We start from the raw sequence: 23,530 nt of genomic DNA on the forward strand, positions 1-23,530 counted from the left end.
GATGAACGTCAAAACCAAGCTGGGCCTGGGCATCCTGTCCTTCTTCACGGTCATCGGGGTGATCGGCGACTGGATCGCGCCCTACGATCCGTCCGCGATGAGCGACGACCTGTTGTCACCGCCGTCGGGCGCGCACTGGTTCGGCACGACGATGACCGGGCAGGACATCTTCTCGCAGGTGCTCGTGGGCACCAGGGGAGTCATGGTCGTCGGGCTCGTCTGCGGTGTGCTTGCCACAGTTCTGTCCATTGTGGTCGGTGTGACCGCCGGGTTCCTCGGTGGCGCGGCCGACGAGGCGTTGTCCGCGCTGTCGAACGTCTTCCTGGTGATCCCGGCGCTGCCGCTGATCATCATCGTCGCGTCGATGCTGCCTTCCGCGGACACCGTGCTGATCGCGGCGGTGATCAGCCTCACCGCGTGGGCGTGGGGTGCGCGGGTGCTGCGTGCGCAAACGTTGTCGTTGCGGCGCCGCGACTTCGTGGAGGCCGCACGGGCGTCCGGTGAGCGCACCTGGCGGATCATCGTGTTCGAGGTGCTGCCGAACCTGATGGCGGTGATCGCGTCAGGGTTCGTCGGCACGGTGATCTTCGCGGTGATGCTGCAGATCACGCTGTCGTTCGTCGGTGTCGTATCGCTGTCGACCTGGAACTGGGGCACGATCCTGTTCTGGGCGCAGAGCAACCAGGCGCTCGGCCAGGGCGCGTGGTGGTGGTTCGTCCCCGCCGGCCTGTGCATCGCGTTGCTGGGCACGGCGCTGGCGCTGATCAACTTCGGGATCGACGAGTACGCGAATCCCCGGCTGCGGAAGGTGCGCGCATGAGCCCGGTGCTGGAGATCCGCGACCTCTCGGTCGACTACGGCTCGCTGCGAGCCGTGCACAACGTTTCCCTCACACTTGGGGCCGGAGAAGTCCTCGGCCTCGCGGGGGAGAGCGGCAGCGGCAAGTCCACTTTGGCCTATGCCGCGACACGCCTGCTGCAACCACCGGGACGGGTGCCATCCGGTGAGGTGCGGTTCAAGGGCCACGACCTGCTGGCGTTGACCGAGAAACAGCTCCAGGTGCTGCGCTGGAGCGAGATCGCGATCGTGTTCCAGGGCGCGATGAACGCGCTCAACCCGGTCATCTCGGTCGGCGCGCAGATCGACGACGTGCTGCGGACGCACCGGCCAGCGCTGACCCGGCGGGAACGGGCCGACCGAGGCCGTGAGCTCCTGTCGCTCGTCGGCATCCCGATCGACCGGCTCTCGGCGTACCCGCACCAGCTCTCCGGCGGCATGCGGCAGCGCGTGATGATCGCGATGGCCCTCGCGCTGGAACCCGAGATCGTGATCATGGACGAGCCCACGACGGCGCTCGACGTGGTGGTGCAGCGGCAGATCCTCGGCCAGATGATGAGGCTGCGCGAGACGCTCGGCTTCTCGGTCATCTTCATCACCCACGACATCTCGTTGCTGGTCGAGTTCTCCGACCGCGTCGCGATCATGTACGGCGGCCGCGTGGTGGAGGAGGCGCCGGCGGCGGAGATCTACCGCGCCGCCAAGCACCCGTACAGCCAGGGCCTGCTGGGCTCCTTCCCGGCGTTGCGCGGTCCTCGCCGCGAGCTGCGCGGCATCCCCGGCTCGCCACCGGACCTGCGCTCGATGCCCACGGGCTGCCCGTTCCACCCGCGGTGCCCGCAGGCGATGGACGTGTGCGGCGAGCGGATGCCGTCGCTGGATTCCGTCGAGGAACGCCGCCGAGTGGCGTGCTGGTGGGAGGAAGCGCATGTCTGAGGGATTGCCGGCCGACTTCTTCTGGGGCGTCGCCACGTCGGCGTACCAGATCGAGGGCGCACACGACGAGGACGGCCGCACACTGTCCATTTGGGACACGTTCAGCCGTCGTCCCGGCGCGGTGGCGAACGGCGAGACCGGCGACATCGCCTGTGACCACTACCACCGCATGCCCGCCGACGTGGCGATGATCGCGCGCCTGGGCGTCGACAAGTACCGCTTCTCCGTGTCGTGGCCGCGCATCCAGCCGGGCGGCCGCGGCCCGGTGAACCCCAAGGGCGTCGGCTTCTACTCCCGGCTCGTCGACGAGCTGCTGGAGAAGGGCGTCGACCCCTGGCTGACGCTCTACCACTGGGATTTGCCGCAGGAGCTGGAGGACGCGGGCGGCTGGCCACACCGCGACACCGCCTACCGCTTCGCCGACTTCGCGGGCCTGGTCCACGACGCGCTGGGCGACCGCGTGCCGACGTGGACGACGCTGAACGAGCCGCGGTGCTCGGCGATGCTCGGCTACGACACGGGCCGCCACGCGCCGGGCCGCAAGAACTTCGCCGAGGCCATGCGCGCCGTCCACCACCTGCTGCTGGCTCACGGCCTGGCGTCCCAGGAACTGCGCTCGCGCGGCGTCGGGTCGCTCGGCATCACGCTGAACATGGGCGTCGCCACGCCCGCTTCCGACGACCCGCGCGACGTGGACGCGGCCAGGCGCGCCGACGGCCTGGGCACCCGGATCTACCTGGACCCGCTGGTGCACGGGAGTTATCCGGAGGACGTGCTGGTCGACATCGCCGCGCGCGGGGCGGAGATCCCGGCCCGCTCCGGCGACCTGGAGATCATCTCGACGCCCCTGGACGTCCTGGGCGTCAACTACTACACCTCCCACGTCTTCAAGGCGGCGGACAACCCGGCCGCACCCGAGGTGGTGCCGCAGGGCAGGCCGGTGACCGCGATGGGCTGGGAGATCGTGCCGTCCGGCCTCACGCAGCTGCTCGTCCGGCTGCACCAGGACTACGGCGTGCCGATGGTGATCACCGAGAACGGCGCCGCGTTCGACGACGCCGCCGACGAGGACGGGTTCGTCGTGGACCTCGACCGGGTCGCCTACCTGGCCGCGCACATCGCGGCGGTGGCGGAGGCCGTGCGGGCCGGTGCGGACGTGCGCGGGTATTTCGCCTGGTCGTTGATGGACAACTTCGAGTGGGGGTACGGGTACGAGAAGCGGTTCGGCATCGTCCGCGTCGACTACGAGACCCAGCAGCGCACGCTGAAGCAGAGCGCGCAGTGGTTCCGCGACCTGATCCGGTCAAGTCGCCCGCCGGCGGCGTAGATCACGCCCGAACGCACTAGCTAAGGTATGCCTTAGTTAAGTTAGGGTTACTTTAGGCGCCCAGGGTGCAGGAGGATCGCGATGAACCCGGTGTTAGACCTGGCCGGAATCGGTTTCGGCCCGTCCAACCTCGCTCTCGCGATCGCGGTGGAAGAACACGCGCGGCCCGTCCGGGCGCGCTTCTTCGAGAGGCAGCCGAGGTTCGGCTGGCACCGGGGGATGCTGCTGGAGGACGCCACCATGCAGGTGTCCTTCCTCAAGGACCTGGTCACTCTGCGCAACCCCACGAGCAGCTACAGCTTCCTGTGCTACCTGCGCGACTGCGGCCGGTTGGCCGACTTCGTCAACCACAAGAACCTCTTCCCGCTGCGCAAGGAGTTCCACGACTACTTCGAGTGGGCGGCGGAACGGGTCGCACACCACGTGTCGTACGGCGCCGAGGTCACGGACATCCGCACCGGCGGCGACGGGTTCGAGATCACCGTCGGCGACGAGCTGGTCAGCGCGCGCAACGTGGTGCTGGCGACCGGGCTGGAGGCGTGCCTGCCGGACGGCGTCGAGGCGGGCGAGCGGATCTGGCACAACCGGGACCTGCTGCACAAGGTCGAGACCCTGCGGGCACCGCGGCACGTCGTCGTCGTGGGCGCGGGCCAGAGCGCGGCAGAGGCCGTGGCGTTCTTCCACGACCGGTTCCCCGAGGCCGAGGTCCACGGGGTGTTCGCGCGCTACGGCTACAGCCCCGCCGACGACAGTTCGTTCGCGAACCGCATCTTCGATCCCGAGGCGGTCGACGAGTTCTACCGGGCGCCCGAGGACGTCAAGCAGCGCCTGATGGGCTACCACGCCAACACCAACTACGGCGTGGTCGACCACGACCTGATCGAAGAGCTGTACCGGCGGGTCTACCGGGAGAAGGTCGTCGGCAGGCAGAGGTTGTCGCTGCACAACACCTCACGGCTCACCGACGTGAACGCCGACGGCAAGTGCGTGATCGAGTCGCTCGCGAACGGCACGCGGCTGCCTGTCGACGCGGACGTCATCGTGTACGCGACCGGGTACCGGCCGGCGAACCCGGTGAGGCTGCTCGGTGATCTCGCGGACCACTGCGAACGCGACGAGCGCGGCCGGCTGAAGGTCACGCGCGACTACCGCGTGGTCACGAACGACGAGATCCGCGGCGGGATCTACCTGCAGGGCGGCACCGAGCACACCCACGGCATCACGTCGTCGCTGCTCTCGAACACGGCGGTGCGGGTCGGCGAGATTCTCGACTCCGTGCTGCGCAGGCCGCGGACTGCACCGGTGCCGGAACTCGCGGCACGCGTGGGTTAGAAGGAGAGGACTGAAGTCATGACCAACCCGTTCGAGGACCCGCAGGGCCGGTTCTTCGTACTCGTCAACCACGAGCAGCAGTACTCGCTGTGGCCGACGTTCGCGGAGGTGCCCGCCGGGTGGACCAAGGTCTTCGGCGAGGACAGCCGCGACGCCTGCCTGGCGTACGTGGAGGAGAACTGGACCGACCTGCGTCCCGCGTCTATCCGCTGAGGTAGTCCGCGAACGTCCGCTCGCACACCGCGCGGCCGGGAGTCAGGTTCCCGCCCGCGCGGTAGGCGCGGTACGTCGCTCCCGGCACCTTCAACGGCACCAGCGTGCGCTTCTTTCCCGTCGCTGCCAGGTACATCCGTGCGTAGTCGACGGCCTCACGGATCTCCGGTCCGCCCATCTCGGGTGCGACTCCGGACGGCGCCGCCTGGGCGAGCGAGGCCAGTTCCAGGCCGACCTCTGCCTCGTCGACCGGCTGGAACGCGAACCCCGGCACGACCATCAACGGCAGTTTCGACGTGCCGTCGAACATGCGGCGCAGCAGCGAGTGGAACTGCGTGGCGCGCAGGATCGTGTGCGGCACACCGGAATCGGCGATCAGGCGTTCGGCCGCGTGCTTCTGCTTGTAGTAGGGGAGTGGGACGCGGTCGCAGCCGACGATCGAGATGTAGACGAGGTGCGCGGGCCTGGCCGACAGCACCGCCCGTGCCATGTCGACTTCGCGGCGGAACGACGTGGCGCAGTGCACCACGACGTCCGCGCGCAGTGCGTTCAAACCGGTGCCGCGCAACAGATCCGTGCCGGTGGACCGCGAGACGGCTTTGGCGCCGGGCAACGCGGCGACGACGTGCCTGCCCAACGAGCCGTTGCCACCCGTGACGACGAAGGTCATGCCTCCACCCTTACACGGTGGTAGTGGGCCAGCACGACGGTGCCCGTCACCGCGCCGATGGCGCTGATCACGAGACCGGCCTGGGTGAGGCCGCTCATGCCGGTGCCCTCGCCGAGCAGCTTGATGCCGATCCAGGTCGCGACGATCGGGTTCACGACGGTCTGCCCCGCCACGACGACGTCGGGCGGCCCCGCGGCGTACCCGAGCTGGATGAACCAGGCCCCCACGAGGAAGGCCACGACGAGTCCGGCCAGCGAGAGCCATTCGATCCGCGGCAGCGTGGTCGTCACGTCGCGGACCAGCACGGCGACGAGCCCGTACGCGGTTCCGGCGCCCACGGCGAGTGCCAGCGCCCTGACCGCGCCCGTCTGGAAGGTCGCCACGACCGTGCAGACCAGCACGCCCGCGACCACGAGTTGCCCTGCCTGCAACGCGACCTTCGCCGACACGTCGGTCGGCACCGCGTGGCCCGCCGTGATCGACACGAACACCACGATCCCTGCCGTCGCGACCAGCACCGCCACCGCGAGCAGTCCGGTGAGCTTGTGCGCCCGTGCCACCGCGATGATCGGGATGGCCAGCGCGTTCAGCGGCGCCACCACGGAGACGGGTGCCAGTGCCAGCGCGAGGACCTGCAGGACGGCGCACCCCAGCAGGATCAGGAACCCGTAGACCCACCGGCGTGACGACATCAGCCGGTACGCCGAAGTCAGCTTCAGGCCGGGTACCTCCCGCACACCGGCGTGCTGCCACATCGCGCCGAGCGCGCCGCACCCGGCGGCGAGCACCGCGCACAGGATCGCGACCCCGACCACGTGCCAATGCTACGCCGCCACTGCTATGGTTCATTACATGAGTAACGAACCAAGGAAGTAGCGATGTTCGACGACCGGAGCCCGATCTACCGCCAGATCGCCGACCGGATCAAGGCGGACGTGCTCAGCGGGGCGTTGAAGGCGAACGAGCAGGTCATGTCGACCAACCAGTACGCCGCCTACTACCGGATCAACCCGGCTACCGCGGCGAAGGCCTTTCAGCAGCTCGTGGACGAGAAGGTGCTCTACAAGAAGAGGGGGATCGGGATGTTCGTGAGCACGCAGGCTCGCGACATGCTGCGGGCACAGGGGAGGGAGACCTTCTTCGGCGAGGTCGTGGACCCGATGGTCGCGGAGGCACGCGCCATCGGCATTCCGCTCGCCGACGTCATCCGCCGCATCGAGCAGCACGAGAAGGGGAGCGCGTGATGCGCGTCGACGTGCAGGGCTTAACGGTGCGTTACGGGGACGTCACCGCCATCGACGACATGAGCTTTTCATTGTCGGGAAACAAGATCTACGGCCTGCTCGGGCGCAACGGCTCCGGCAAGACCAGCCTGATGTCGGCGCTCGCCGGGTACCGCAGGCCGATCGGCTCCGTCCAGCTCGACGGTGAGCCGGTCTTCGAGAACGCCGCCGCGATGCGGAAGGTGTGCCTGGTGCGCCACACCGCCGATGCCGCGGACAAGGGCGACAAGGTCTCGTACGTGCTGGAGTACGGCGCGGCGTGGCGCGACACGTGGGACAACGCGTACGCGCTCGAACTGGTCGAGCTGTTCAAGATCCCGCTGAAGACCAAGGTCGGCGAACTGTCGCTGGGGCAGCGGTCCGCGCTGGGCGTCGTGATCGCGCTCGCCAGCCGGTCGCCTTTGACCATGCTCGACGAGTCACACCTCGGCATGGACACGCCGACCCGGTACGCGTTCTACGACGCTCTGCTCAACGACTTCATGGCCCACCCGCGCACGATCATCATCTCCACGCACCTCATCGAGGAGCTGGCCTCGCTGCTGGAGGAGGTCGTGATCATCGACACCGGCCGGCTGGTGCTGCAGGAGGAAGCGGATGTGCTGCGGTCACGCGGCACCGAGGTCACCGGGAACGCCGCCGACGTCGACGAGTTCACCGCCGGGCTGACCGTGCTGAGCGAGAAGTCGTTGGGGCGCACCAAGGCCGCGATGGTCTACGGCGGTCTGGACGACGAGCAGCTGACCCGCGCGCGGCAACTCGGGCTGGAGCTCGGCCCGATCGCGTTGCAGGACCTCTTCGTGCACCTGACCGAACCGGTTGGGGGCAAGCGGTGAAGGTCTTCCGGCACCTGACCACGACGCTGGTCACGTTCAGCGCGATGGTTGCGGCCAGCGTCTTCGCGTTCGTCGTCGTGGTGACGTTCGTCGTCTCGGCGTTCCGCGGCGTCGAGATCAGCGCGTGGAACGTCGTGACGTCGCAGATCGCGCGCTGGTTCCTGCTCTGGGTCGGCGTCTACGTGATCCACAACCAGTTGCCGATCGCGGTCGCGCACGGTCGCACCCGTCGTGAGTTCCTCGTTGCGGCATCCGGGTTCTCGGTCGTGCTCGCGCTCGTGATGGCCTTGATCGCGTGGCTCGGGTTCGCGATCGAGGGCGGGATCTACTCGCTGATGGACTGGCGTGCCGACGAACACGGCTCGCCTTGGGCGTACTTCCTGATGTTCCTGGTGTGGTGCGCGGTCGGAATGTTCTGCGCGGCGGCGTTCGACAGGTTCGGCGCGAGTGGCGTCTTCTGGGTGCCCGTAGGGCTCGCACTGGTCGTCGTCACGACGGCGGGGATTCCGGGATCGGGGAACCTGCCGTTCATCCGCAACGTTCCGGTGCTGCTCGGTTCCGGGTGGCACGCGCTGTCGGTGGTGGCGTTCCTGATCGCGCTGGCCGGGACGTGGGTCATCGCCAGGGACATGCCGATTCGCGTGCGCACTACCTGATCGAGACCTGGGCGGGCGGTGAGACGTCGAACGCCTCGCTGACCGCCTCGATCTCGATCTGCGCGGTTTCTCCTGCGGCCAAGGGGATCGCGGGCACGAAGTACGCGTCGTTCGCCGTACCGCCGAGGAAGATCCGCTCGGTCCCCGTCCACTGGTAGACCCGGTACTGCCGGACGGAACCCGGCGAGCGCGTCCAGGTGAGCCGTGCCGACACCGTTGTCGCGTTGGTGCGGCTCACCTGCTCGACCCGCACGGCCGTCGGTGCCACCGGCGGGGTCATGACCGGGTCCGTGACACCGATCCGGCCGATCAGCGCGGTGACCGGGCCGCCGGGCAGGACCCGCAGGCTGATCTCGGTCAGCGTCGCGCCGGAGTGCTCGCCGAGCGGGAACACGCTGCGCCGCCACGCCCCGGAGACGCCGCCGAGGTCCAGAACCTTCTCTGTGCCGCCGATGCGCAGCACCGCCTGCAGCCGCGACGGCCCGGTGCCGGTGCGGTGCACGATCTCGAACTGGCTGTTCCCGGTCAGCTGCAACGACGTCGCGAACAGCCGGATGTCGTTGGCGGACAACGGTGTTCCGGTGATCTTCAGCGCGGTGCCGCCGTCGTACGGGTCGTCCCAGTCGAGCGACGGCACGACCCTCGTCCCGGTGCCGGCGACGCTCCACCGCCAGGTCGGCAGCACGTCCTGCAACGACAGGTTGTTCCACGCCTGAGTGGACCGCACGGTGCCGTTGACGGCGAACTTCCTGCCGTGTCCGGTGTTGAAGTTCGTCACGAACGGCAGCGAGGTGATCGGTGTCAGCTCGGTGATGTAGTGCGCGATGCCCTTCCAGTTCGCCGTCGACGTGGTGTTCGACGGGTCGCCGTTCGGGCCGACCCAGAACCTGTTGTCGCGGGCGTAGAAGTCGGCGGGACCGCTGGACGACTTGTGCGTCCATTCAGGACGGTAGAAGCCCAGCGACGTGACGTGCGGCTTGTCCTCGGGGAAGACCGAGGCCCAGCCGACGCTCGTGTTGTAGCCGTTCGCCTCGACGTCCACACCGGACGCGAGGTCGTACGGGCTGCGCCCCGTCTGCTTGGCCATCGCCGCCGAGTTCGCGAGTCCCTGCGTGCTCCACCAGAAGTTCAGGAACATCTCGTCGGACTGCTCGAAGAACATCTTGTTCCGCGCGGTCAGGGCGTTCTGCCACGAGACGCTGCCGGAGTCGGTCATCGCGTCGTACCAGATCACCCGCAGCCCGCTCCTGCGCAGGTAGACGATGAAGTCGCGCAGGTCGTTCGCGAGCCGGGTGTCACCGCCCGCGGTCTCCTGGTTGACGAACCAGCCGTCGAAACCGTGATGGCGGGCGACCTGGATCATCTTGTCCGCCACCGGGAACCTGTCGCCCTCGCGCCGGACGAAGTCGCGGACCCACTGGATCCGGCCGCCGTACGCGGTGGGCGGGAGGAACACGTTGCCGATCACGCGCACCCCGTTGCGGTGCGCCGCATCGGTGACGGTCGGGTTCGGCGCGAGGATCAGGCCCTCGGACGCGGAACCGCCCCAGAACACCAGCTCGTCGATGTACTGCCAGTAGTTCGTGGCGTAGTAGTTCATGTCGAGCGAGCCCTGCGCCGGGTTGTTGCTCGTCGGCGCGTACGCCACCAACGCCTGCACGCGGGCTTCACCGGCGTGGGCGTGCGGGTTGGCCGGACGTGCCGGCACGACCCGTGGTGCCAGCGGAACCGTGCTGCGGTTGTACCGGGCGTCCCGGTCCGTGGCCGGATCCCAGTCGAGCATCGTGGCCGGATGCCAATAGGACGCGTACGGCTGCGCGACTTCGGCTGCGGACACGGGAGTCTCGGACAGCAGACCGGTCAAGGCCGCCGTCGAGCTCAGCACGAGGAACTGTCTCCGGGTGGGCACGTGATCACCCTTGTGCGGCATCCGATTCGCCGCATACCGCCGCCACGGTGACTGCACCGGACGACAATCGCGCGATCTGCTGCGCTGTGTGACCGAGTTCCGCGACCCCGATCGAGTCGAATTCGACGGCGAGCCGTTCGCTCGCCAGATCCATGCAACCTAACCCTGGTGTTACCTACTCACGAGTAGTTAACATGTGATCGCCGTCGCTTTTGGTTCCCTGCCAACCAATCGAGGTGTATTTGTCGTGCGCGTCAAAGCTGTGCTCACGGCGCTGTTGCTGGCGCTGATCCCGGCCACCGCCAATGCGGCGGCCAACCCCTACGAAAGAGGCCCTGCTCCCACCGCGGCTTCGGTGGAGGCGGCCAGAGGCACGTTCGCCGTCACCCAGACCACCGTTCCCGTTCAGACGGGTTTCGGTGGCGGCACCATCTACACCCCGACCAGTGACCTCACCTTCGGTGCGGTCGCCGTCTCGCCCGGCTTCCTCTCACCCCAGTCGGCGATCGCCCACTTCGGCCCGCGGCTCGCGTCGTACGGCTTCGTGGTGATCACCATCGACACCCTGTCCGGCTGGGACGACCCCGACAGCCGTGGCCGTCAGCTCCTCGCGGCACTCGACTACGTGGTCGCCCACAACACGCACGTCGACGCATCGCGCCTCGCCGTGATGGGCCACTCCATGGGCGGCGGCGGAACCCTGCGCGCCGCCGCGACGCGTCCCACCCTGCAGGCCGCCGTTCCGCTGGCTCCCTGGCACACCACCAAGAGCTGGTCGACGATCAAGGTGCCGACCATGGTGCTCGGCGGCCAGAACGACCCCACCGCTCCCGACGCCCAGCACTCCGTGCCGTTCTACACCTCGATGACGGCCGCGCCCGAGAAGGCCTTCCTGGAGTTGCGCGGCGGCAACCACTCCGACCCGCGCGCTGACAACGTGACGGTCCGCAAGTTCACTCTGTCGTGGCTCAAGCGGTTCGTGGACGACGATGTGCGCTACGACCAGTTCCTCTGCCCGGCTCCGACCCCGAACACCGCCATCTCCGAGTACCGCGACACCTGCCCGCACGCCTGATTCCAGGGGCGCTGTGCCAGTCCGCAACGGTCTGGCACAGCACTCGCGACTCCCTGGTGAACGGACGCGGCAGTCCGTCCGGGCTGGTGGCGCGCTGCTCACCAGGAGGACGGAGCAGGCGATCGAGGCGTACGAGTCGTGGCTGGTGCGAACCTGGTCACGACTCGTGCGCCCTCACTCGTAAGCGATCGCGTGCAGCACGTTCAACCGAGCCGCGCGGATCGCGGGCAGGATCGCCGCGATCACACCGACGACCGCGGCCACGACCAGGTACTGGACCATGGTCATCCACGGGAACCCGATCTCCGAGATGCCCTGGTCCTTCAACGCCTGCACGGTCGCGAGCCCGAGCGCCACACCGACCGCGAGGCCGAGCACCGCGCCGAACACCGAGATCACCACCGACTCGACGGTGATCATCCGCATCACCTGGGACCGCCGCATGCCGATGGCCCGCAGCAGACCCAGCTCGCGGGTCCGCTCGATCACCGACAGCGCCAGGGTGTTGATGACGCCGAGGACCGCGATCAGGATCGCCAGCGCCAGCAGGATCTGGATCATCAGCAGGACCGTGTCGAACTGCGAGGTCGTCTGCTTCACGAACGCGCTGCGGTCCTGCACGGAGATCTCCGGGTTGTCGGCGAACAGCGGCTCGATGCGCTTCTGCACGTCCGCCACCGACGCTCCCGGCTTCACCTGCAGGAACGCCTGGCCGATCTGGTTGGACCGGAAGTCCTCGCTGGCCGACTCCGGCAGCACCACGGCGCCTTGCAGCACCTGGGTCTTGGCCCAGATGAACCCGACGGTGAACGTGCGGGGCTCACCCTTGGCGAGCTGCAGGCTCACCGTGCTGCCCACGGACCAGCCCTTCTCGGACGCGAGGTCCTCCGGCATCGCGATCTGGTTTTCCTTCAACGGCGCGATGTCGCCGGTCTTGGGCTTGAGGCCGAACATCGTCTTCATCGCGGACACGTCCGTCGGAGCGATCGCGAACATCTGGTTCTCGCCCTGCAGCACGCCGTCGGAGGCCCAGCCGAACGCCGAGCTGACGCCCTCGGTGTTCTCGACCTTCGTCAGCACGTCCCGCTTGAACGTCGCGGGCATGCCCTCCATCTGGCCCTCGCCGGAGATGATCAGATCGGTCTGGATCTGGCCAGCGGCCAGCTTCTCGATCGACTTGGTCGCCGACGTCAGCACCACGCTCACACCGGTGATCAGCGAGATGCCGACCATCAGCGCGGCCGCGGTGATCGCGGTCCGGCGCGGGTTGCGCGCGGAGTTGCGGCGGCCCAGCAGACCCGGCATCGACCACGACAGCAGCCGGCCGATCAACGACACCATCGGCTTGGACAGCAGCGGGGTCAGCAGCGCCACGCCGACGAACGCCACCAGGATGCCGCCGAAGATCAACGACAGCGACGCCTGCCTGAAACCGAAGCCCAGCGCCGTGCCACCCGCTGCGGCCACCAGCGCACCGGTGACCGTGACCTTCGTCAGCGGCCGGTCCGGCGTCGCCGCCTCGCGCATCGCCGCGACCGGCGCGATCCGCGACGCCCGCAGGGCGGGCATGACCGCCGCCACGATGGTGACGACGAGGCCGACGGCGAAGGCCGAGATCACCGCCGACATCGGCACACCGATGCCGGCCAGGTGCAGGTTGCCGCCGCCGATCTTGCTGAAGATGGTGGCCAGCAACGCACCTACGCCGATGCCCGCCCCGAGGCCGATGATCGAGGCGATCAGACCGATCACGAACGCCTCCAGCACCACGGACCTGATCACCTGGCCGCGCGAAGCACCCATCGACCGCAGCAGCGCGAGTTCACGGGTGCGCTGGGCGACGATGATGGAGAACGTGTTGAGGATGATGAAGATGCCGACGAACAACGCGATGCCGGCGAACCCGAGCAGCACGTAGTTGAAGAACTTCAGGCCCTCGTTGATCTGGTCGGCCTGCTCCTTCGCGAGCGTGGCGCCGGTCTTCACCTCGTAGCCGGAGCCCATCTTCGCCGCGACGGCGTCGCGCAACGCGTCCTTGGACGTCCCGTTCGCAGCGGTGACCCTGATCTCGGTGAAGACGTCTTTCTTGCCCAGCAGCAACTGCTGTGCGACGGGCTCGGTGAACGCCGTCGACAGCTCACCGCCCATCGAGTCACGGCCACCGGGGTAGCCGTAGATGCCGACGACCTTGAAGGTTTTCTTGGGCTCCAACGTGAGCAGGCCGATCTCGTCGCCCACCTTGAAGCCACCGGTCGATGCGAGGAACGAGCCGAGCACCACCTCGTCGTCAGCTCGCGGCGCCCGGCCGTCACGCATCTCCTCCTGCCCCAGCCCGGTCCAGCCGAAGCCGAACCGCGGAGCGCCGGAGGTGGTGAGCACCTTGCCGTTCTTGCCGATCGGTCGTGCAGAGCCCTGCACCAGACCGTGGGCCTCCGCCGCACCGGGAACCGACTTCGCGTCGGCGACGGCCTGGGGCGTCAGCAGTACCGGCTCCTTGCCCTTCTCCTTCTTGGGCGCCACCGAAACGTCCACTTTGGAGTAAATCGTGGAGAACATGTCGGTGAAGGACCGCTGAAGGGTGTCGGTCAGGACGAACGAACCGGACACGAACATCACGCCCAGCACCACCGCGAGCGCGGACAGCACCAGCCGGAGCTTGCGTGACAGCAAGCTCTTCAGAGTGGCCTTAAACATGCGGCACCGCACTGTGTTCGATTTTTGGCTCGTCGAGGTGCTTCATCGTGTCGAGAACCTCTTCGGCCGACGGCGACAGCAGCTCCCGGACGATGAGACCGTCCTTGAGGAAGATGACGCGGTCGGCGTACGACGCGGCGTTCGGGTCGTGCGTGACCATCACGATCGTCTGCCCGAACTCACGCGCGGACCGCTGCAGGAACCCCAGAACCTCCGCACCGGACTGCGAGTCCAGGTTGCCGGTCGGCTCGTCCGCGAACACGACGTCCGGCCGCGACACCAGCGCACGCGCACACGCCACGCGCTGCTGCTGACCACCCGACAGCTGCGTCGGCCGGTGCGTGAGCCGGTCGCGCAGCCCGACCGTGTCGACGACGACGTCGAACCACGCGCGGTCGACCTTCTTGCCGCCGATCGCGAGCGGCAGCGTGATGTTCTCCTCCGCCGTCAGCGTCGGCAGCAGGTTGAACTGCTGGAAGATGAAGCCGACCTTGTCGCGCCGCAGCTCGGTGAGACCGCGGTCCTTCAGGCCGGTGACCAACGTGTCACCGATCCACACCTCGCCCCGCGTCACGTCGTCAAGCCCCGCGAGGCAGTGCATCAACGTCGACTTGCCCGAGCCCGACGGCCCCATGATCGCCGTGAACCGGGACTTCTCCAGCTCGACGCTCACCCCCGCGAGCGCGGTCACGGCGGCGTCGCCGGACCCGTATTCCTTCCACACGTCAACGGCTCTTGCCGCGACTCCATCGGACGCGCTCACTGTCTGTCCCCTCCTGTGGGTCTCGTGCGCACCATCTTCGGCGACACGGGCACACCGAAGGGTCAGGTCTTCCACTGAGATGACCCTGAGATTAACCCCGGCAACCCGTCCCCCGCCGCCACGCTGAGAGAACTCTCAGCTGCACTGCGTACGCGCGCGAATGCGGTGCGGAGGAAACGGTATTTCACAGACGGGACAGTGTCTTCCGACTTCCGGTGACTAGGCCGACAACTTCCGTCGCATTGGGACGGTTGGTTCCATTCGCCATGAAACCAGTTCGACGCGCAGGCCTTCCCGCAACGCGTTCTCGGCGAGCCAGTGGTCCACGTCGTCGCGGTAGGCGCGGGCAGGCCGGGGCCAGCGGTCCAGCCACTCGAGGAACGCCGCGTTGCAGGCGATCGGGCCGCCCGGCGGCCGCACGCCCAGCACGAGCACGGGATCCTCTCCGGCGGTGAAAGAGGCGGCGGTGTCGTGCGCACCCCCGAAGAGGACCCGGTCCGCACCCAACTCACGGGCTTTGTCCGCCACCCCGAAGAAAGCCGACCCGCGCCCGTGTGCGCGCACCACCAGCTGATGCGCACGGAAGTCGGTGTCGAGGAACTCGTCGGCGTACGTGCCGTCATCGGCGAGCACCAGCACGTTCGTGCCGCCGGGGAGCGCCCCGACCTGACCTGGATGCGTGATGCCGATGACCGTGATGCCCACACGACAATCCTGGCGGACGTGTGTTAATCCTTGGCACCGCTCGCGTTAAACAAGTTTCGGCAGCACTTCCGCGCCGAACAGGCGGATCGTCTCGACGACCGCCTCGTGCGGCAGCCCGCCGATGTCCACCATCACGAGGTGTGTGTCGATGGACAGCTGTTCCGCCAACGAGTTCAGCCGCTCGGCGACCTCGTCCGGCGTCCCGCACACCGCGGCGCCGTCCATGATCGCGTCCACGTCGATGTCGCCGTCCCCGCGCCACGGATCCGCGAACCGCGCGTATTCGGCGAGGTGCGGCCGCCACCGTTCGCGCGCGTTCTCGTGCGCCACGAACACATGGCTCGGCACACCGACCCGTCCGCCGGGAAAGCGTTCCCGGAACCGCTGCACGACCTCCGCGTAGATCAACGGATCCCGCAACGTCGACGGCAGCATCAGTGGCATCTTCAGCTCCGCGCCCAGATCGGCTGACACGGCCGACCCCGACCCGATCCACACCGTCGGCCGCGGCGCCTGCACCGGCCGCGGCGTCGTCGTCACGTGGCTCAACGGCCCGCGGAACCGGCCGTCCCAGCTCACCGCGGGCTCCTCGAGGAGCTTGATCAGCAACCGCAGGTGCTCCTCGAACCGCTCGCGCAGCTCACCCGGCCGCACCCCGAACGCCGCGTCGGTCTGCTGGTCGACCCCGCGCGCCACGATCAGCTCGGCCCTGCCGTTCGACAGCACGTCCAGGGTGGCGAGCGACTCGGCGACCAGCACCGGGTCGCGGTGCGCGAGCAGCGTCACGCCGGTGGAGAGCTTCAACGTGGACGTCCGCGCCGCGACCCCCGCGAGCAGCAGGTCCGGCGCCGACACGATGTAGCGGGTGAAGTGGTGCTCGCCGATCGCGACGCCCGCGAAGCCCGCCTCCTCGGCCACCACCGCCTGCTCGACCATCGCCCGCAGGCGGTCGGCCTGGGACACCTCCTCGCCCGTGCACGGGTTGGGCAGGTGGTCGCCCAGGATCAGCAGGTAGACGTCCATTCGCGCCATTTTTCCAGTGTTCCCGGCAAGATGGTTGACGTGGTCACCAACAACGAGACAGACAACCGCTACGAGCTCCGCGTCGACGGTCGGCTGGCCGGGCAGCTCGCCTACCGGCTCATCGGCGACGTCATCGCGCTGGTGCACACCGAGGTCGACGAGGCCTACGCCGGTCAGGGCCTCGGCGCCCAGCTCGCGAAGTTCGCGCTCGACGACGCGCAGGCCCGTGGCCGCAAGGTCTCGCCGCTCTGCCCGTTCGTGGCCAAGTACATCGACAAGCACCCGGAATACCGTGTTACCGTCCGGTAGGAATTACTTGCCAGCGCTAAACAATGAGGTGAGCGGGCGTGTGGAGTGAACCGGGCGCGTTCGAGGTGGCACCAGGAGTGCACCGCATCCCACTGCCCCTGCCGAACGACGGGCTGCGCGCGGTCAACGTCTACGCGATCGAGGACGGCGACGGTCTCGTCATGGTCGACTCCGGCTGGGCGCTGGACGAGGCGCGCGACCAGCTGGAGGCCGCGCTGGGCACGTTGGACAAGGGCTTCGAGGACATCCGCCGATTCCTCGTCACGCACGTGCACCGCGACCACTTCACCATGGCCGTGTCGCTGCGCCGCCTGTTCGGCGCCAAGATCGGGCTCGGCCTCGGCGAGCAGCCGTCACTGCGGCACATCCTGCACGGGCAGGAGGATCAGCACGTCTCCGACCTGCGCAAATGGGGGGCGAGCGAGCTGGCGGAGACGTGGATCAAGATCATGCACCACGTCAACCGCGACGACGCCCTGCGCGACTACGAGGAGCCCGACGAGTGGCTCGTCCGCAGCACCGTCGACCTCGAACACCGCAAGCTGGAGGTCGTCCCGACGCCCGGCCACACCCGCGGCCACGTCGTGTTCGTCGACCACACCGCGAAGGTGTTGTTCTCCGGCGATCACGTGCTGCCGCACATCACGCCGTCGATCGGCTTCGAGCCGTTGCGGCCCGAACTGCCGCTCGGCGACTACATGACGTCGCTGCGGCTCACCCGCGAGCTGCCGGACCTGCGGCTGCTGCCCGCCCACGGCCCCGTGACGGACAGCTCGCACGCCCGCGTCGACGAACTGCTGCACCACCACGAACAGCGCCTGGAGGAGGTCCTCAGGGCCGTGAGCGGCAGCGCGTTCGAGACCGCGCGCAAGATCGGCTGGACCCGCCGCCAGCGCCGGTTCGACGATCTCGACATGTTCAACCAGGTGCTCGCGATCGGTGAGACGGCCGCGCATCTCGACGTCCTGGTCGAACGTGGCGAATTGACCAGAACGGTGAACGCCGGCGTGCTCGAATATCAGACGTGACACCGCTTGGGCTGGCCGCCTGGACCTGGAAGATGCCCCGCAGGGGCAGGGGATTCTGGTTCTCGCTGGCGATCGACGTGCTGTGGCCGATCGTCGTGCTGTTCGTGCGCCTGCGGGTGCGCGGCAGGCACCACGTGCCGGGCAACGGCGGCGTGATCCTCGCGTTCAACCACCTGTCGAACGCGGACACCGTTGCCGCCGTGGTGTTCGCGCTGATGTCCGGCCGGGTGCCGCGCGTTCTCGCGAAGGCGTCGTTGTGGCGCACACCGGTGATCGGCTGGGTCATGCGCTCCGGTGGTCACATCCCGGTCGAACGCGGGACGGTCAAAGCATCGGAAGCCCTGAAGCCCGCCGTGGAAGCGTTGCGGGCGGGGGAGTGCGTGATGGTGTTCCCCGAGGGCACGTTCACCACCGATCCCGGGAACTGGCCCATGAAGGGGAAGTCCGGTGTCGCGCGGATGGCTCTGGAGAGCCAGGTGCCCGTGGTCCCGGTCGCCGAGTGGGGCACGCAGGACCTGTTGCCGAAGGGCACGATCCTGCCGAGGTTGTTGCCGCGCAAGAAGGTCGAGGTGGTCGCGGGCGCGCCGGTCGACCTGTCCGACCTCTACGACCTCGAGCTGACCGCCGAGGTGCTGGACGAGGCGACCGCGCGGATCATGGACGCCATCACGACCATGTTGTCCGGCATACGTTCCGCGCAAACGGGTAGCCAAAAAGCATGACTGCGCCGAACGCAAGCAACAGGCCTGGCGGAGACGGGCTCTGGGCGCCTGTCGTCCCCGAACCACGAGACGACCAGGAGTGGGTCGTCCAGGCCGACGACGATCCGTTGATCGTCCGAAGCGTCGACTGACCTACTGTCTAGACACCCTAGACGCGTCTAGCTACCCTAGACGCATGACATTGGACGAGGAGTTGCTGGCGGCGGCGCGCAAGGCGGGCACCGCCGCCGCGGCCGCACAGGATCAGGCGGACATCGCCAAAGCCGTCTACCACCACAGCGTGCTGCGCCTGCACCGGGCCGGCGGGTCGATGCGCGAGATCGCGGAAGCGCTGAAGATGAGCCATCAGCGCGTGCACCAGATCGTCGAACACTCGAAGCGCACCGAGCTGTGCTCGTTCTGCGGTCGCCGCGGCGACGAGGTCGACAAGATGATGGCCGGGCCGAGCACGATGATCTGCGACGTCTGCATCGCATCCGCCCAGGTCGGCGAGCCCGGCGAGTGCTCGTTCTGCGGGGAGACCAAGCCGGTCCACGAGCGCGAAGGCACGCGGATCTGCCGGTCCTGCCTCGACTTCAGCGCAGGAGTGATCGCTGCGGTGAATCCTATCGGGGTAGCTTCACCACGGTGACGAAGAAGTCGTCGATCTGACGCACGACCTCGATGAACCTCTCGAAGTCCACCGGCTTAGTGACGTAGGCGTTGGCGTGCAGGCTGTAGCTGCGCAGGATGTCCTCCTCCGCGTCCGACGTCGTCAGCACCACCACCGGGATGTGCCGCAGGTCCGCGTCCGCCTTGACCTCGGCCAGCACCTCGCGGCCGTCCTTGCGGGGCAGGTTCAGGTCGAGCAGGATCAGGCCCGGCCGCGGTGCGTCGGCGTACTCGCCCTCGCGCCGCAGGAAGGCCAGCGCCTCGACGCCGTCCTTCACCACGTGCAGCGTGTTGCGGATCTTGTGGTGCTCGAAGGCCTCCTGCGTCATCAGCGCGTCGCCTGGGTCGTCCTCGACGAGCAGGACGTCGATCACGTTCAACGATGGGTCAGTCATGCGTTTCCTCAACCAAGTCTTCTGGGGCGACGGGCAGTGTGAACTGGAACGTCGTGCCGGCGTCCACATCGGTCTTCAGCCAGATCGTCCCGCCGTGGTACTCGACGATCTTCCGGCACATCGCGAGCCCGATGCCCGTGCCCGGATAGGCGTCCTTCGGGTGCAGACGCTGGAAGATGATGAAGATCCGGTCAGCGTACTCCGGCTCGATGCCGATGCCGTTGTCGTGCACGGAGAACTGCCACATGTCCCCGTCGCGTTCGGCCTCGATGTTGATGAACGGGTCGGCGGAGCCCCGGAACTTCAAGGCATTGCTTATCAGGTTCTGGAACACCGCGCTGAGCAGAGTCGCCTCACCTCGCACGGAAGGCAGGTTGTCGGCCACGACGTGGGCGTTGGTCTCCTCGATGCGCTCGGAGAAGCTGTCCACGACCTGGCGCACGACCTCGCCGAGGTCGACCAGCGTGCGTTCGCGGGTGATGCGGCCGACGCGGGAGAACGCCAGCAGGTCGTTGATCAGTCCCTGCATCCGCTTGGCGCCGTCGACGGCGAACTCGATGTACTGGTCCGCGCGTTCGTCGAGCTTGCCGCCGTAGCGTCGTTGCAGCAGCTGGCAGAACGACGCCACCTTGCGCAGCGGCTCCTGCAGGTCGTGCGAGGCGACGTAGGCGAACTGCTCCAGCTCGGAGTTCGACCGCTGCAGCTCGGCGGAAGCGGCGTCCAGCGTGGCGAGCTCGTGCAGGATCCGGCGGCGCATGGCGTCGACGTCCTCGCCGAGCATCACTGTCTCGCGTGGCCCGTGCGCGTCGATCTCGTGCTCGAAGTCGCCGGACGCGACCTGCCGGACCTGCGCCGCCAGCTCCGCGAGCGGTTCGACCAGCAGGCGGTACAGCAGCAACGACAGTCCGCCGATCACCGCGACCAGCAGCACGCCCATGCCGATCACCAGCCACAGCACGACCTTCGCCGCGTGGTCCACGTCCCGGCGTGCGGTCTCGCCGAGCTCGCCGATGTCGACCTGCAGCGCGTCGAGCTCGATGCGGAGTTGGTCGAAGATGGTCTTGCCGCGGTCGATGGCCTGTGCGGGCGTGGTGCCGGGACCGGACTGGCGGACGCCCGCGATCACGGGTTCCGCGTACTGCTCCCGCCACTGCCGAGAGAGCTCGTCGATGCGGCTCACCCGGCCGCCGACGTCGCCGACGAGGTCGCGCACGGCCTGCTCGGCCTGCGTCTGATAGGTCTGCCCGTCGAGGTACGGCCTGAGGAAGTCCTGCCCGTCGGTCAGCGCGTACCCGCGCACGCCGGTCTCCTGGTCGAGCAACGCGCGACTCAGGTCCTTCGCCCTGCGTTCGGCCGGCGCGATCCGCTCGATCGACTGCTTGCGCGCGTCGGAGAGCGAGTCCAGCGCGACGACCGTCGAGGCGATCGCCGCGGCGGTCATGGCCAGCAGGATCGCGACGATGGCAACCAGCAGCCTGCTCGCAGGCAGCTTCTCCGTCAGCTTCACCTGGGGTCCTTCAGCAGCAGCACTGCCATGTCGTCGTCGAGTTCCCCTCCGTTGAGCTCCGTCACCTCCGCGATCAGAGGGTCCAGCCAGTCGGAGCCCCGCCGCAGGTGTCCGCGCAGGATGTCGCACAGGCGCTCGACGCCGAGCCGATCGCTCTCACCGGGTACCCGGCCCTCGATCAGGCCATCGGTGTAGCAGACGAGCTGCCAGCCGGGCGGCAGCGGCACGTCCACACCGGTCCACGCGTAGTCCGGCAGCACGCCCAGCGGCACGCCGATCTTGGACTGCGGCAGGTCGAGGATCTGCTGGCCCACCACGAGCAACGGCTCGGGGTGCCCGGCCAGGAAGTAGCGCGCCGACCGTCTGTCCGGTGCCACGGTGACCACGCAGGCCGTGGTGAAGATGCCCTCGCCGTGCCGTTCCGCGACGAGCACCTGGTCGAGGGTCCGCAGCGCCTTCTCCGGAGGTTCGCCCGCGAGAACGAGAGCACGCCAGGCGATGCGCAGGCAGACACCGAGCGCGGCCTCGTCCGGGCCGTGGCCGCAGACGTCGCCGATGATCGCGTGCACCGAGCCGTCCGGCAGGCCCACCGCGTCGTAGAAGTCGCCGCCGAGCAGCATTCGCTGCCCGCCGGGCTGGTAGCGGACCTCGATGTCGAGGTCGGAGCTCTTGAGCAGCGGGGGAGGGAGCAGGCCGCGTTCGAGGCGGGACCGCTCCGCGGCGAGCAGCTTCGCCTCGCGCAGCTGGAACTGGGCGTCGTCCGCGCGCCGCCGTTCGACCGCGTACCGGACACCGCGCAGCAGCAGTTCGCCGTCGACCTGACCTTTGATGAGGTAGTCCTCCGCACCGGCCGAGACCGCGTCGATGCCCTCGCGTTCGTCGTTCAGCCCCGTCAGCACGAGGATCGCCGGCGCGTCCGGTTTGCTCAGCAGCCGGTGCAGGCTGTCGAGGCCCTGAGAGTCGGGCAGGCCGAGGTCGAGCAGCACGCACTCGGCATCGCTGAGCAGGCGCTCCGCCTCGGCGAGCGAGCGAGCGCGCGTCAGGATGAACGGCGCCCTCGCCTCTTCGAGCAGGGCCTCGACGAGGAGGGCGTCGCCATCGTCGTCCTCGACCAGGAGGACGCGCACGGTTCTGGTTCGCATCAGGTCGGACTTTAACGTTATTCAGGTGCAGGGTTCGCGTCCGACCTACCAGGATGGCGGGCGTGTTGATCCGTCTCGCCCAACCAGCCGAACTCCCGTACCTCCAGGAGATCGAAAACGCGTCCGGTGAACCGTTCAGGGACGTCGGCATGCCCGAGATCGCCGACGACGACCCGATGTCGCTGGAAGCACTGGCAGAACACGAAGTGTGGGTCGCGGTGGGCGATCGGGGAGTGCCGGTCGCGTTCATCGCGGTGGGCGACGTGGACGGCGCGAAGCACGTTCACCAGATCAGCGTGCACCCCTCGCACGCGCGCCAGGGAATCGGCGCGGCGCTCATCGAGCACGTCCGGCGGAGCGGGCAGGCGCTGACGCTCACGACGTTCAGGGACGTGCCGTGGAACGCGCCCTACTACGAACGCCTCGGATTTCGACCGGTGACCGAGACTTCGCCCGGCCTGGCCGAAATCATGCGCGAGGAGGCCTCAAGGGGACTCGATCCCGCGACTCGGGTCGCCATGGTCCTTCTCCCAGCCCAGGTAGGCCCCTGAGGCGATCGAGAGGCTGCTGAGCAGCCACACCAGGACACCGGCGTCGTCGGTCACCCCGATCACCGGCAGGAACTCCGGCACGAGGTCGATCGGCGACACCAGGTACACCAGCGCCACCGCCCACAGCATCACCTGGCTGCGCGGCAGCTGGGGGTACAGGCCGCTGCGCCAGGCCCTCCACAGCCGCGGTAGCGCCTTCGCACGCTGGATCGGGTTGCCGACAGGGCCGGGGCCCTTCTGGGCGCGCTTGCGCCGGTTGCGCAGCACGCCCAGCACGGCGAACACCAGCCCGAGCGGGATCATCACCCAGCCGACGACGGCAGGGCTGAGCCCGCCCAGGCTCGCGTTGCGGAACAGCAGGATCAGCAATCCCGAGATGGAGATGAGCGATCCGAAGACGACCATGAGTGCCGCGGCCTCCAGCCTTTGCCTCGTATTTCGCCGTTCAGACGGGTGTCTCGTGGCACGCCCAACCGATGAACGGCGCATTCGTCCACCTCAGGTGAACCAATGCGTCGTTCATCGCGAGCTGGTGCCGCGGCACTAGCTCGGCTCCTGGAAGAGCATCGTCGGTGCGGGCTTGGGCGGCTGCTTCTGTTGCGGCTCCGGCTGCTTCAGCTCGATGACGGGTTCCGGTTCCGCGACCGGATCCTCCTTCACCACGGGCTTGCGTGCGGTCTTGACGACCGCCGGAGTGGTCTGGTCCAGCGCGGCGCGCGCCTTGGAGATCCAGACCTTCTGCATGGCCTCGTCCTTGCTGCCCGCCGCCGTCGCGGCGAGTCCGGAGAGGACACCGCGGACGCGTGGAACGAGCGCTGGATGACGCCGGATCGCCTGCCACACAGCGTGATCACCCGGTAGCCGGGCGGACACGAGCTGCTTGACCTGAGCGCGCAGCTCCTCTGTGGACAGATCGAGCCAACGCTCGACCGCTGACGGGCCAATCGCCACGTGCACTGCCTCCCC

At 68.2% G+C, this 23,530-nt stretch carries 27 protein-coding genes; 14 read left to right on the plus strand and 13 right to left on the minus strand.

What is annotated here, in order from left to right; translation table 11 throughout:
* The first annotated feature begins 1 nt into the window (after position 1).
* The 5 genes from JOD27_RS36515 (at position 2) to JOD27_RS36535 (ending at position 4,645) form a co-directional block, all read left to right on the plus strand.
* On the plus strand, positions 2 to 820 hold the full coding sequence (locus tag JOD27_RS36515; protein WP_204766900.1) for an ABC transporter permease: 819 nt from the start codon (positions 2 to 4) through the stop codon (positions 818 to 820).
* Positions 817 to 1,773 carry an ABC transporter ATP-binding protein gene (locus JOD27_RS36520; protein ID WP_204766901.1) on the plus strand — a complete coding sequence of 319 codons (957 nt, stop codon included), beginning with the start codon at positions 817 to 819 and terminating at the stop codon, positions 1,771 to 1,773. The genes JOD27_RS36515 and JOD27_RS36520 overlap by 4 nt, the downstream gene beginning before the upstream one ends.
* Positions 1,766 to 3,100, plus strand: a complete 1,335-nt coding sequence (locus tag JOD27_RS36525; protein WP_204766902.1) for a GH1 family beta-glucosidase — start codon at positions 1,766 to 1,768, stop codon at positions 3,098 to 3,100. The genes JOD27_RS36520 and JOD27_RS36525 overlap by 8 nt, the downstream gene beginning before the upstream one ends.
* An 81-nt stretch (positions 3,101 to 3,181) precedes the next feature.
* On the plus strand, positions 3,182 to 4,432 hold the full coding sequence (locus JOD27_RS36530) for a lysine N(6)-hydroxylase/L-ornithine N(5)-oxygenase family protein (RefSeq protein ID WP_204766903.1): 1,251 nt from the start codon (positions 3,182 to 3,184) through the stop codon (positions 4,430 to 4,432).
* 18 nt (positions 4,433 to 4,450) lie between these two features.
* A complete protein-coding gene (locus JOD27_RS36535) occupies positions 4,451 to 4,645 on the plus strand; it encodes an MbtH family protein (RefSeq protein ID WP_204766904.1) in 195 nt (64 codons plus the stop codon).
* Here the strand turns inward: JOD27_RS36535 and JOD27_RS36540 are convergent.
* Positions 4,635 to 5,315, minus strand: a complete 681-nt coding sequence (locus tag JOD27_RS36540) for an SDR family oxidoreductase (RefSeq protein WP_204766905.1) — start codon at positions 5,313 to 5,315, stop codon at positions 4,635 to 4,637. The genes JOD27_RS36535 and JOD27_RS36540 overlap by 11 nt on opposite strands.
* A complete protein-coding gene (locus JOD27_RS36545) occupies positions 5,312 to 6,130 on the minus strand; it encodes a DMT family protein (RefSeq protein WP_204766906.1) in 819 nt (272 codons plus the stop codon). The genes JOD27_RS36540 and JOD27_RS36545 overlap by 4 nt, the downstream gene beginning before the upstream one ends.
* Positions 6,131 to 6,193: 63 nt before the next feature.
* Here JOD27_RS36545 and JOD27_RS36550 point away from each other — a divergent pair, with 63 nt between their 5' ends.
* The 3 genes from JOD27_RS36550 to JOD27_RS36560 are packed head-to-tail and all read left to right on the plus strand — an operon-like array spanning position 6,194 to position 8,090.
* Positions 6,194 to 6,559, plus strand: a complete 366-nt coding sequence (locus tag JOD27_RS36550) for a GntR family transcriptional regulator (protein ID WP_204766907.1) — start codon at positions 6,194 to 6,196, stop codon at positions 6,557 to 6,559.
* The gene (locus JOD27_RS36555; protein ID WP_204766908.1) at positions 6,559 to 7,434 is read left to right on the plus strand and encodes an ATP-binding cassette domain-containing protein; all 876 of its coding nucleotides are present in this window, start codon (positions 6,559 to 6,561) and stop codon (positions 7,432 to 7,434) included. The genes JOD27_RS36550 and JOD27_RS36555 overlap by 1 nt, the downstream gene beginning before the upstream one ends.
* On the plus strand, positions 7,431 to 8,090 hold the full coding sequence (locus JOD27_RS36560) for a hypothetical protein (protein ID WP_204766909.1): 660 nt from the start codon (positions 7,431 to 7,433) through the stop codon (positions 8,088 to 8,090). The genes JOD27_RS36555 and JOD27_RS36560 overlap by 4 nt, the downstream gene beginning before the upstream one ends.
* Here JOD27_RS36560 and JOD27_RS36565 read toward each other — a convergent pair.
* Both JOD27_RS36565 and JOD27_RS36570 read right to left on the minus strand, forming a co-directional pair.
* A complete protein-coding gene (locus JOD27_RS36565) occupies positions 8,083 to 9,999 on the minus strand; it encodes an endo-beta-N-acetylglucosaminidase (RefSeq protein ID WP_204766910.1) in 1,917 nt (638 codons plus the stop codon). The two genes, JOD27_RS36560 and JOD27_RS36565, sit on opposite strands and share 8 nt — an antisense overlap.
* Positions 10,000 to 10,003: 4 nt before the next feature.
* On the minus strand, positions 10,004 to 10,153 hold the full coding sequence (locus JOD27_RS36570; RefSeq protein WP_204766911.1) for a hypothetical protein: 150 nt from the start codon (positions 10,151 to 10,153) through the stop codon (positions 10,004 to 10,006).
* A gap of 93 nt (positions 10,154 to 10,246) precedes the next feature.
* Here JOD27_RS36570 and JOD27_RS36575 point away from each other — a divergent pair, with 93 nt between their 5' ends.
* On the plus strand, positions 10,247 to 11,074 hold the full coding sequence (locus JOD27_RS36575; RefSeq protein ID WP_204766912.1) for a dienelactone hydrolase family protein: 828 nt from the start codon (positions 10,247 to 10,249) through the stop codon (positions 11,072 to 11,074).
* A 174-nt stretch (positions 11,075 to 11,248) separates the two neighbouring features.
* Here the strand turns inward: JOD27_RS36575 and JOD27_RS36580 are convergent, their stop codons facing one another.
* From JOD27_RS36580 to JOD27_RS36595, 4 genes are all read right to left on the minus strand, one after another.
* Complete coding sequence (locus JOD27_RS36580; RefSeq protein WP_239570579.1) at positions 11,249 to 13,744, minus strand: ABC transporter permease; 2,496 nt, start codon at positions 13,742 to 13,744, stop codon at positions 11,249 to 11,251.
* Positions 13,745 to 13,760: 16 nt separating this feature from the next.
* Positions 13,761 to 14,492, minus strand: coding sequence for an ABC transporter ATP-binding protein (locus tag JOD27_RS36585; RefSeq protein WP_307830542.1), 732 nt, complete (start codon positions 14,490 to 14,492; stop codon positions 13,761 to 13,763).
* A 258-nt stretch (positions 14,493 to 14,750) separates the two neighbouring features.
* Complete coding sequence (locus JOD27_RS36590; protein ID WP_204766915.1) at positions 14,751 to 15,236, minus strand: hypothetical protein; 486 nt, start codon at positions 15,234 to 15,236, stop codon at positions 14,751 to 14,753.
* 45 nt (positions 15,237 to 15,281) lie between these two features.
* Complete coding sequence (locus tag JOD27_RS36595) at positions 15,282 to 16,268, minus strand: LLM class flavin-dependent oxidoreductase (protein ID WP_204766916.1); 987 nt, start codon at positions 16,266 to 16,268, stop codon at positions 15,282 to 15,284.
* 30 nt (positions 16,269 to 16,298) lie between these two features.
* Between JOD27_RS36595 and JOD27_RS36600 the strand changes: the two genes are divergently transcribed.
* The 4 genes from JOD27_RS36600 (at position 16,299) to JOD27_RS36615 (ending at position 18,949) form a co-directional block, all read left to right on the plus strand.
* Positions 16,299 to 16,568: a GNAT family N-acetyltransferase gene (locus JOD27_RS36600; RefSeq protein ID WP_204766917.1), complete on the plus strand. Its 270-nt coding sequence runs from the start codon at positions 16,299 to 16,301 to the stop codon at positions 16,566 to 16,568.
* 38 nt (positions 16,569 to 16,606) lie between these two features.
* Complete coding sequence (locus tag JOD27_RS36605; protein ID WP_204766918.1) at positions 16,607 to 17,596, plus strand: MBL fold metallo-hydrolase; 990 nt, start codon at positions 16,607 to 16,609, stop codon at positions 17,594 to 17,596.
* Entirely contained in the window at positions 17,593 to 18,318 is a 726-nt protein-coding gene (locus JOD27_RS36610) for a lysophospholipid acyltransferase family protein (RefSeq protein ID WP_307830543.1), read from the plus strand. Before JOD27_RS36605 ends, JOD27_RS36610 begins: the two co-directional genes overlap by 4 nt.
* Before the next feature lie 175 nt (positions 18,319 to 18,493).
* Positions 18,494 to 18,949, plus strand: coding sequence for a MarR family transcriptional regulator (locus JOD27_RS36615; RefSeq protein ID WP_204766919.1), 456 nt, complete (start codon positions 18,494 to 18,496; stop codon positions 18,947 to 18,949).
* Here the strand turns inward: JOD27_RS36615 and JOD27_RS36620 are convergent.
* From JOD27_RS36620 to JOD27_RS36630, 3 genes are read right to left on the minus strand one after another with little or no spacing between them, the layout of a single operon-like run.
* Entirely contained in the window at positions 18,924 to 19,364 is a 441-nt protein-coding gene (locus JOD27_RS36620; protein ID WP_204766920.1) for a response regulator, read from the minus strand. The two genes, JOD27_RS36615 and JOD27_RS36620, sit on opposite strands and share 26 nt — an antisense overlap.
* Positions 19,357 to 20,871: a sensor histidine kinase gene (locus JOD27_RS36625; protein WP_307830544.1), complete on the minus strand. Its 1,515-nt coding sequence runs from the start codon at positions 20,869 to 20,871 to the stop codon at positions 19,357 to 19,359. Before JOD27_RS36625 ends, JOD27_RS36620 begins: the two co-directional genes overlap by 8 nt.
* Complete coding sequence (locus JOD27_RS36630; RefSeq protein ID WP_204766921.1) at positions 20,868 to 22,013, minus strand: PP2C family protein-serine/threonine phosphatase; 1,146 nt, start codon at positions 22,011 to 22,013, stop codon at positions 20,868 to 20,870. Before JOD27_RS36630 ends, JOD27_RS36625 begins: the two co-directional genes overlap by 4 nt.
* Positions 22,014 to 22,078: 65 nt before the next feature.
* On the opposite strand from JOD27_RS36630, the gene JOD27_RS36635 reads away from it, so the two are divergent.
* Complete coding sequence (locus JOD27_RS36635) at positions 22,079 to 22,564, plus strand: GNAT family N-acetyltransferase (protein ID WP_204766972.1); 486 nt, start codon at positions 22,079 to 22,081, stop codon at positions 22,562 to 22,564.
* Here JOD27_RS36635 and JOD27_RS36640 read toward each other — a convergent pair.
* Positions 22,499 to 22,969, minus strand: coding sequence for a YkvA family protein (locus JOD27_RS36640; RefSeq protein WP_204766922.1), 471 nt, complete (start codon positions 22,967 to 22,969; stop codon positions 22,499 to 22,501). The two genes, JOD27_RS36635 and JOD27_RS36640, sit on opposite strands and share 66 nt — an antisense overlap.
* Before the next feature lie 138 nt (positions 22,970 to 23,107).
* Positions 23,108 to 23,515, minus strand: coding sequence for a hypothetical protein (locus JOD27_RS36645; protein ID WP_204766923.1), 408 nt, complete (start codon positions 23,513 to 23,515; stop codon positions 23,108 to 23,110).
* Positions 23,516 to 23,530 lie beyond the last annotated feature (15 nt).

It is taken from the genome of Lentzea nigeriaca (genome assembly GCF_016907955.1).
GTDB lineage: Bacteria > Actinomycetota > Actinomycetes > Mycobacteriales > Pseudonocardiaceae > Lentzea > Lentzea nigeriaca.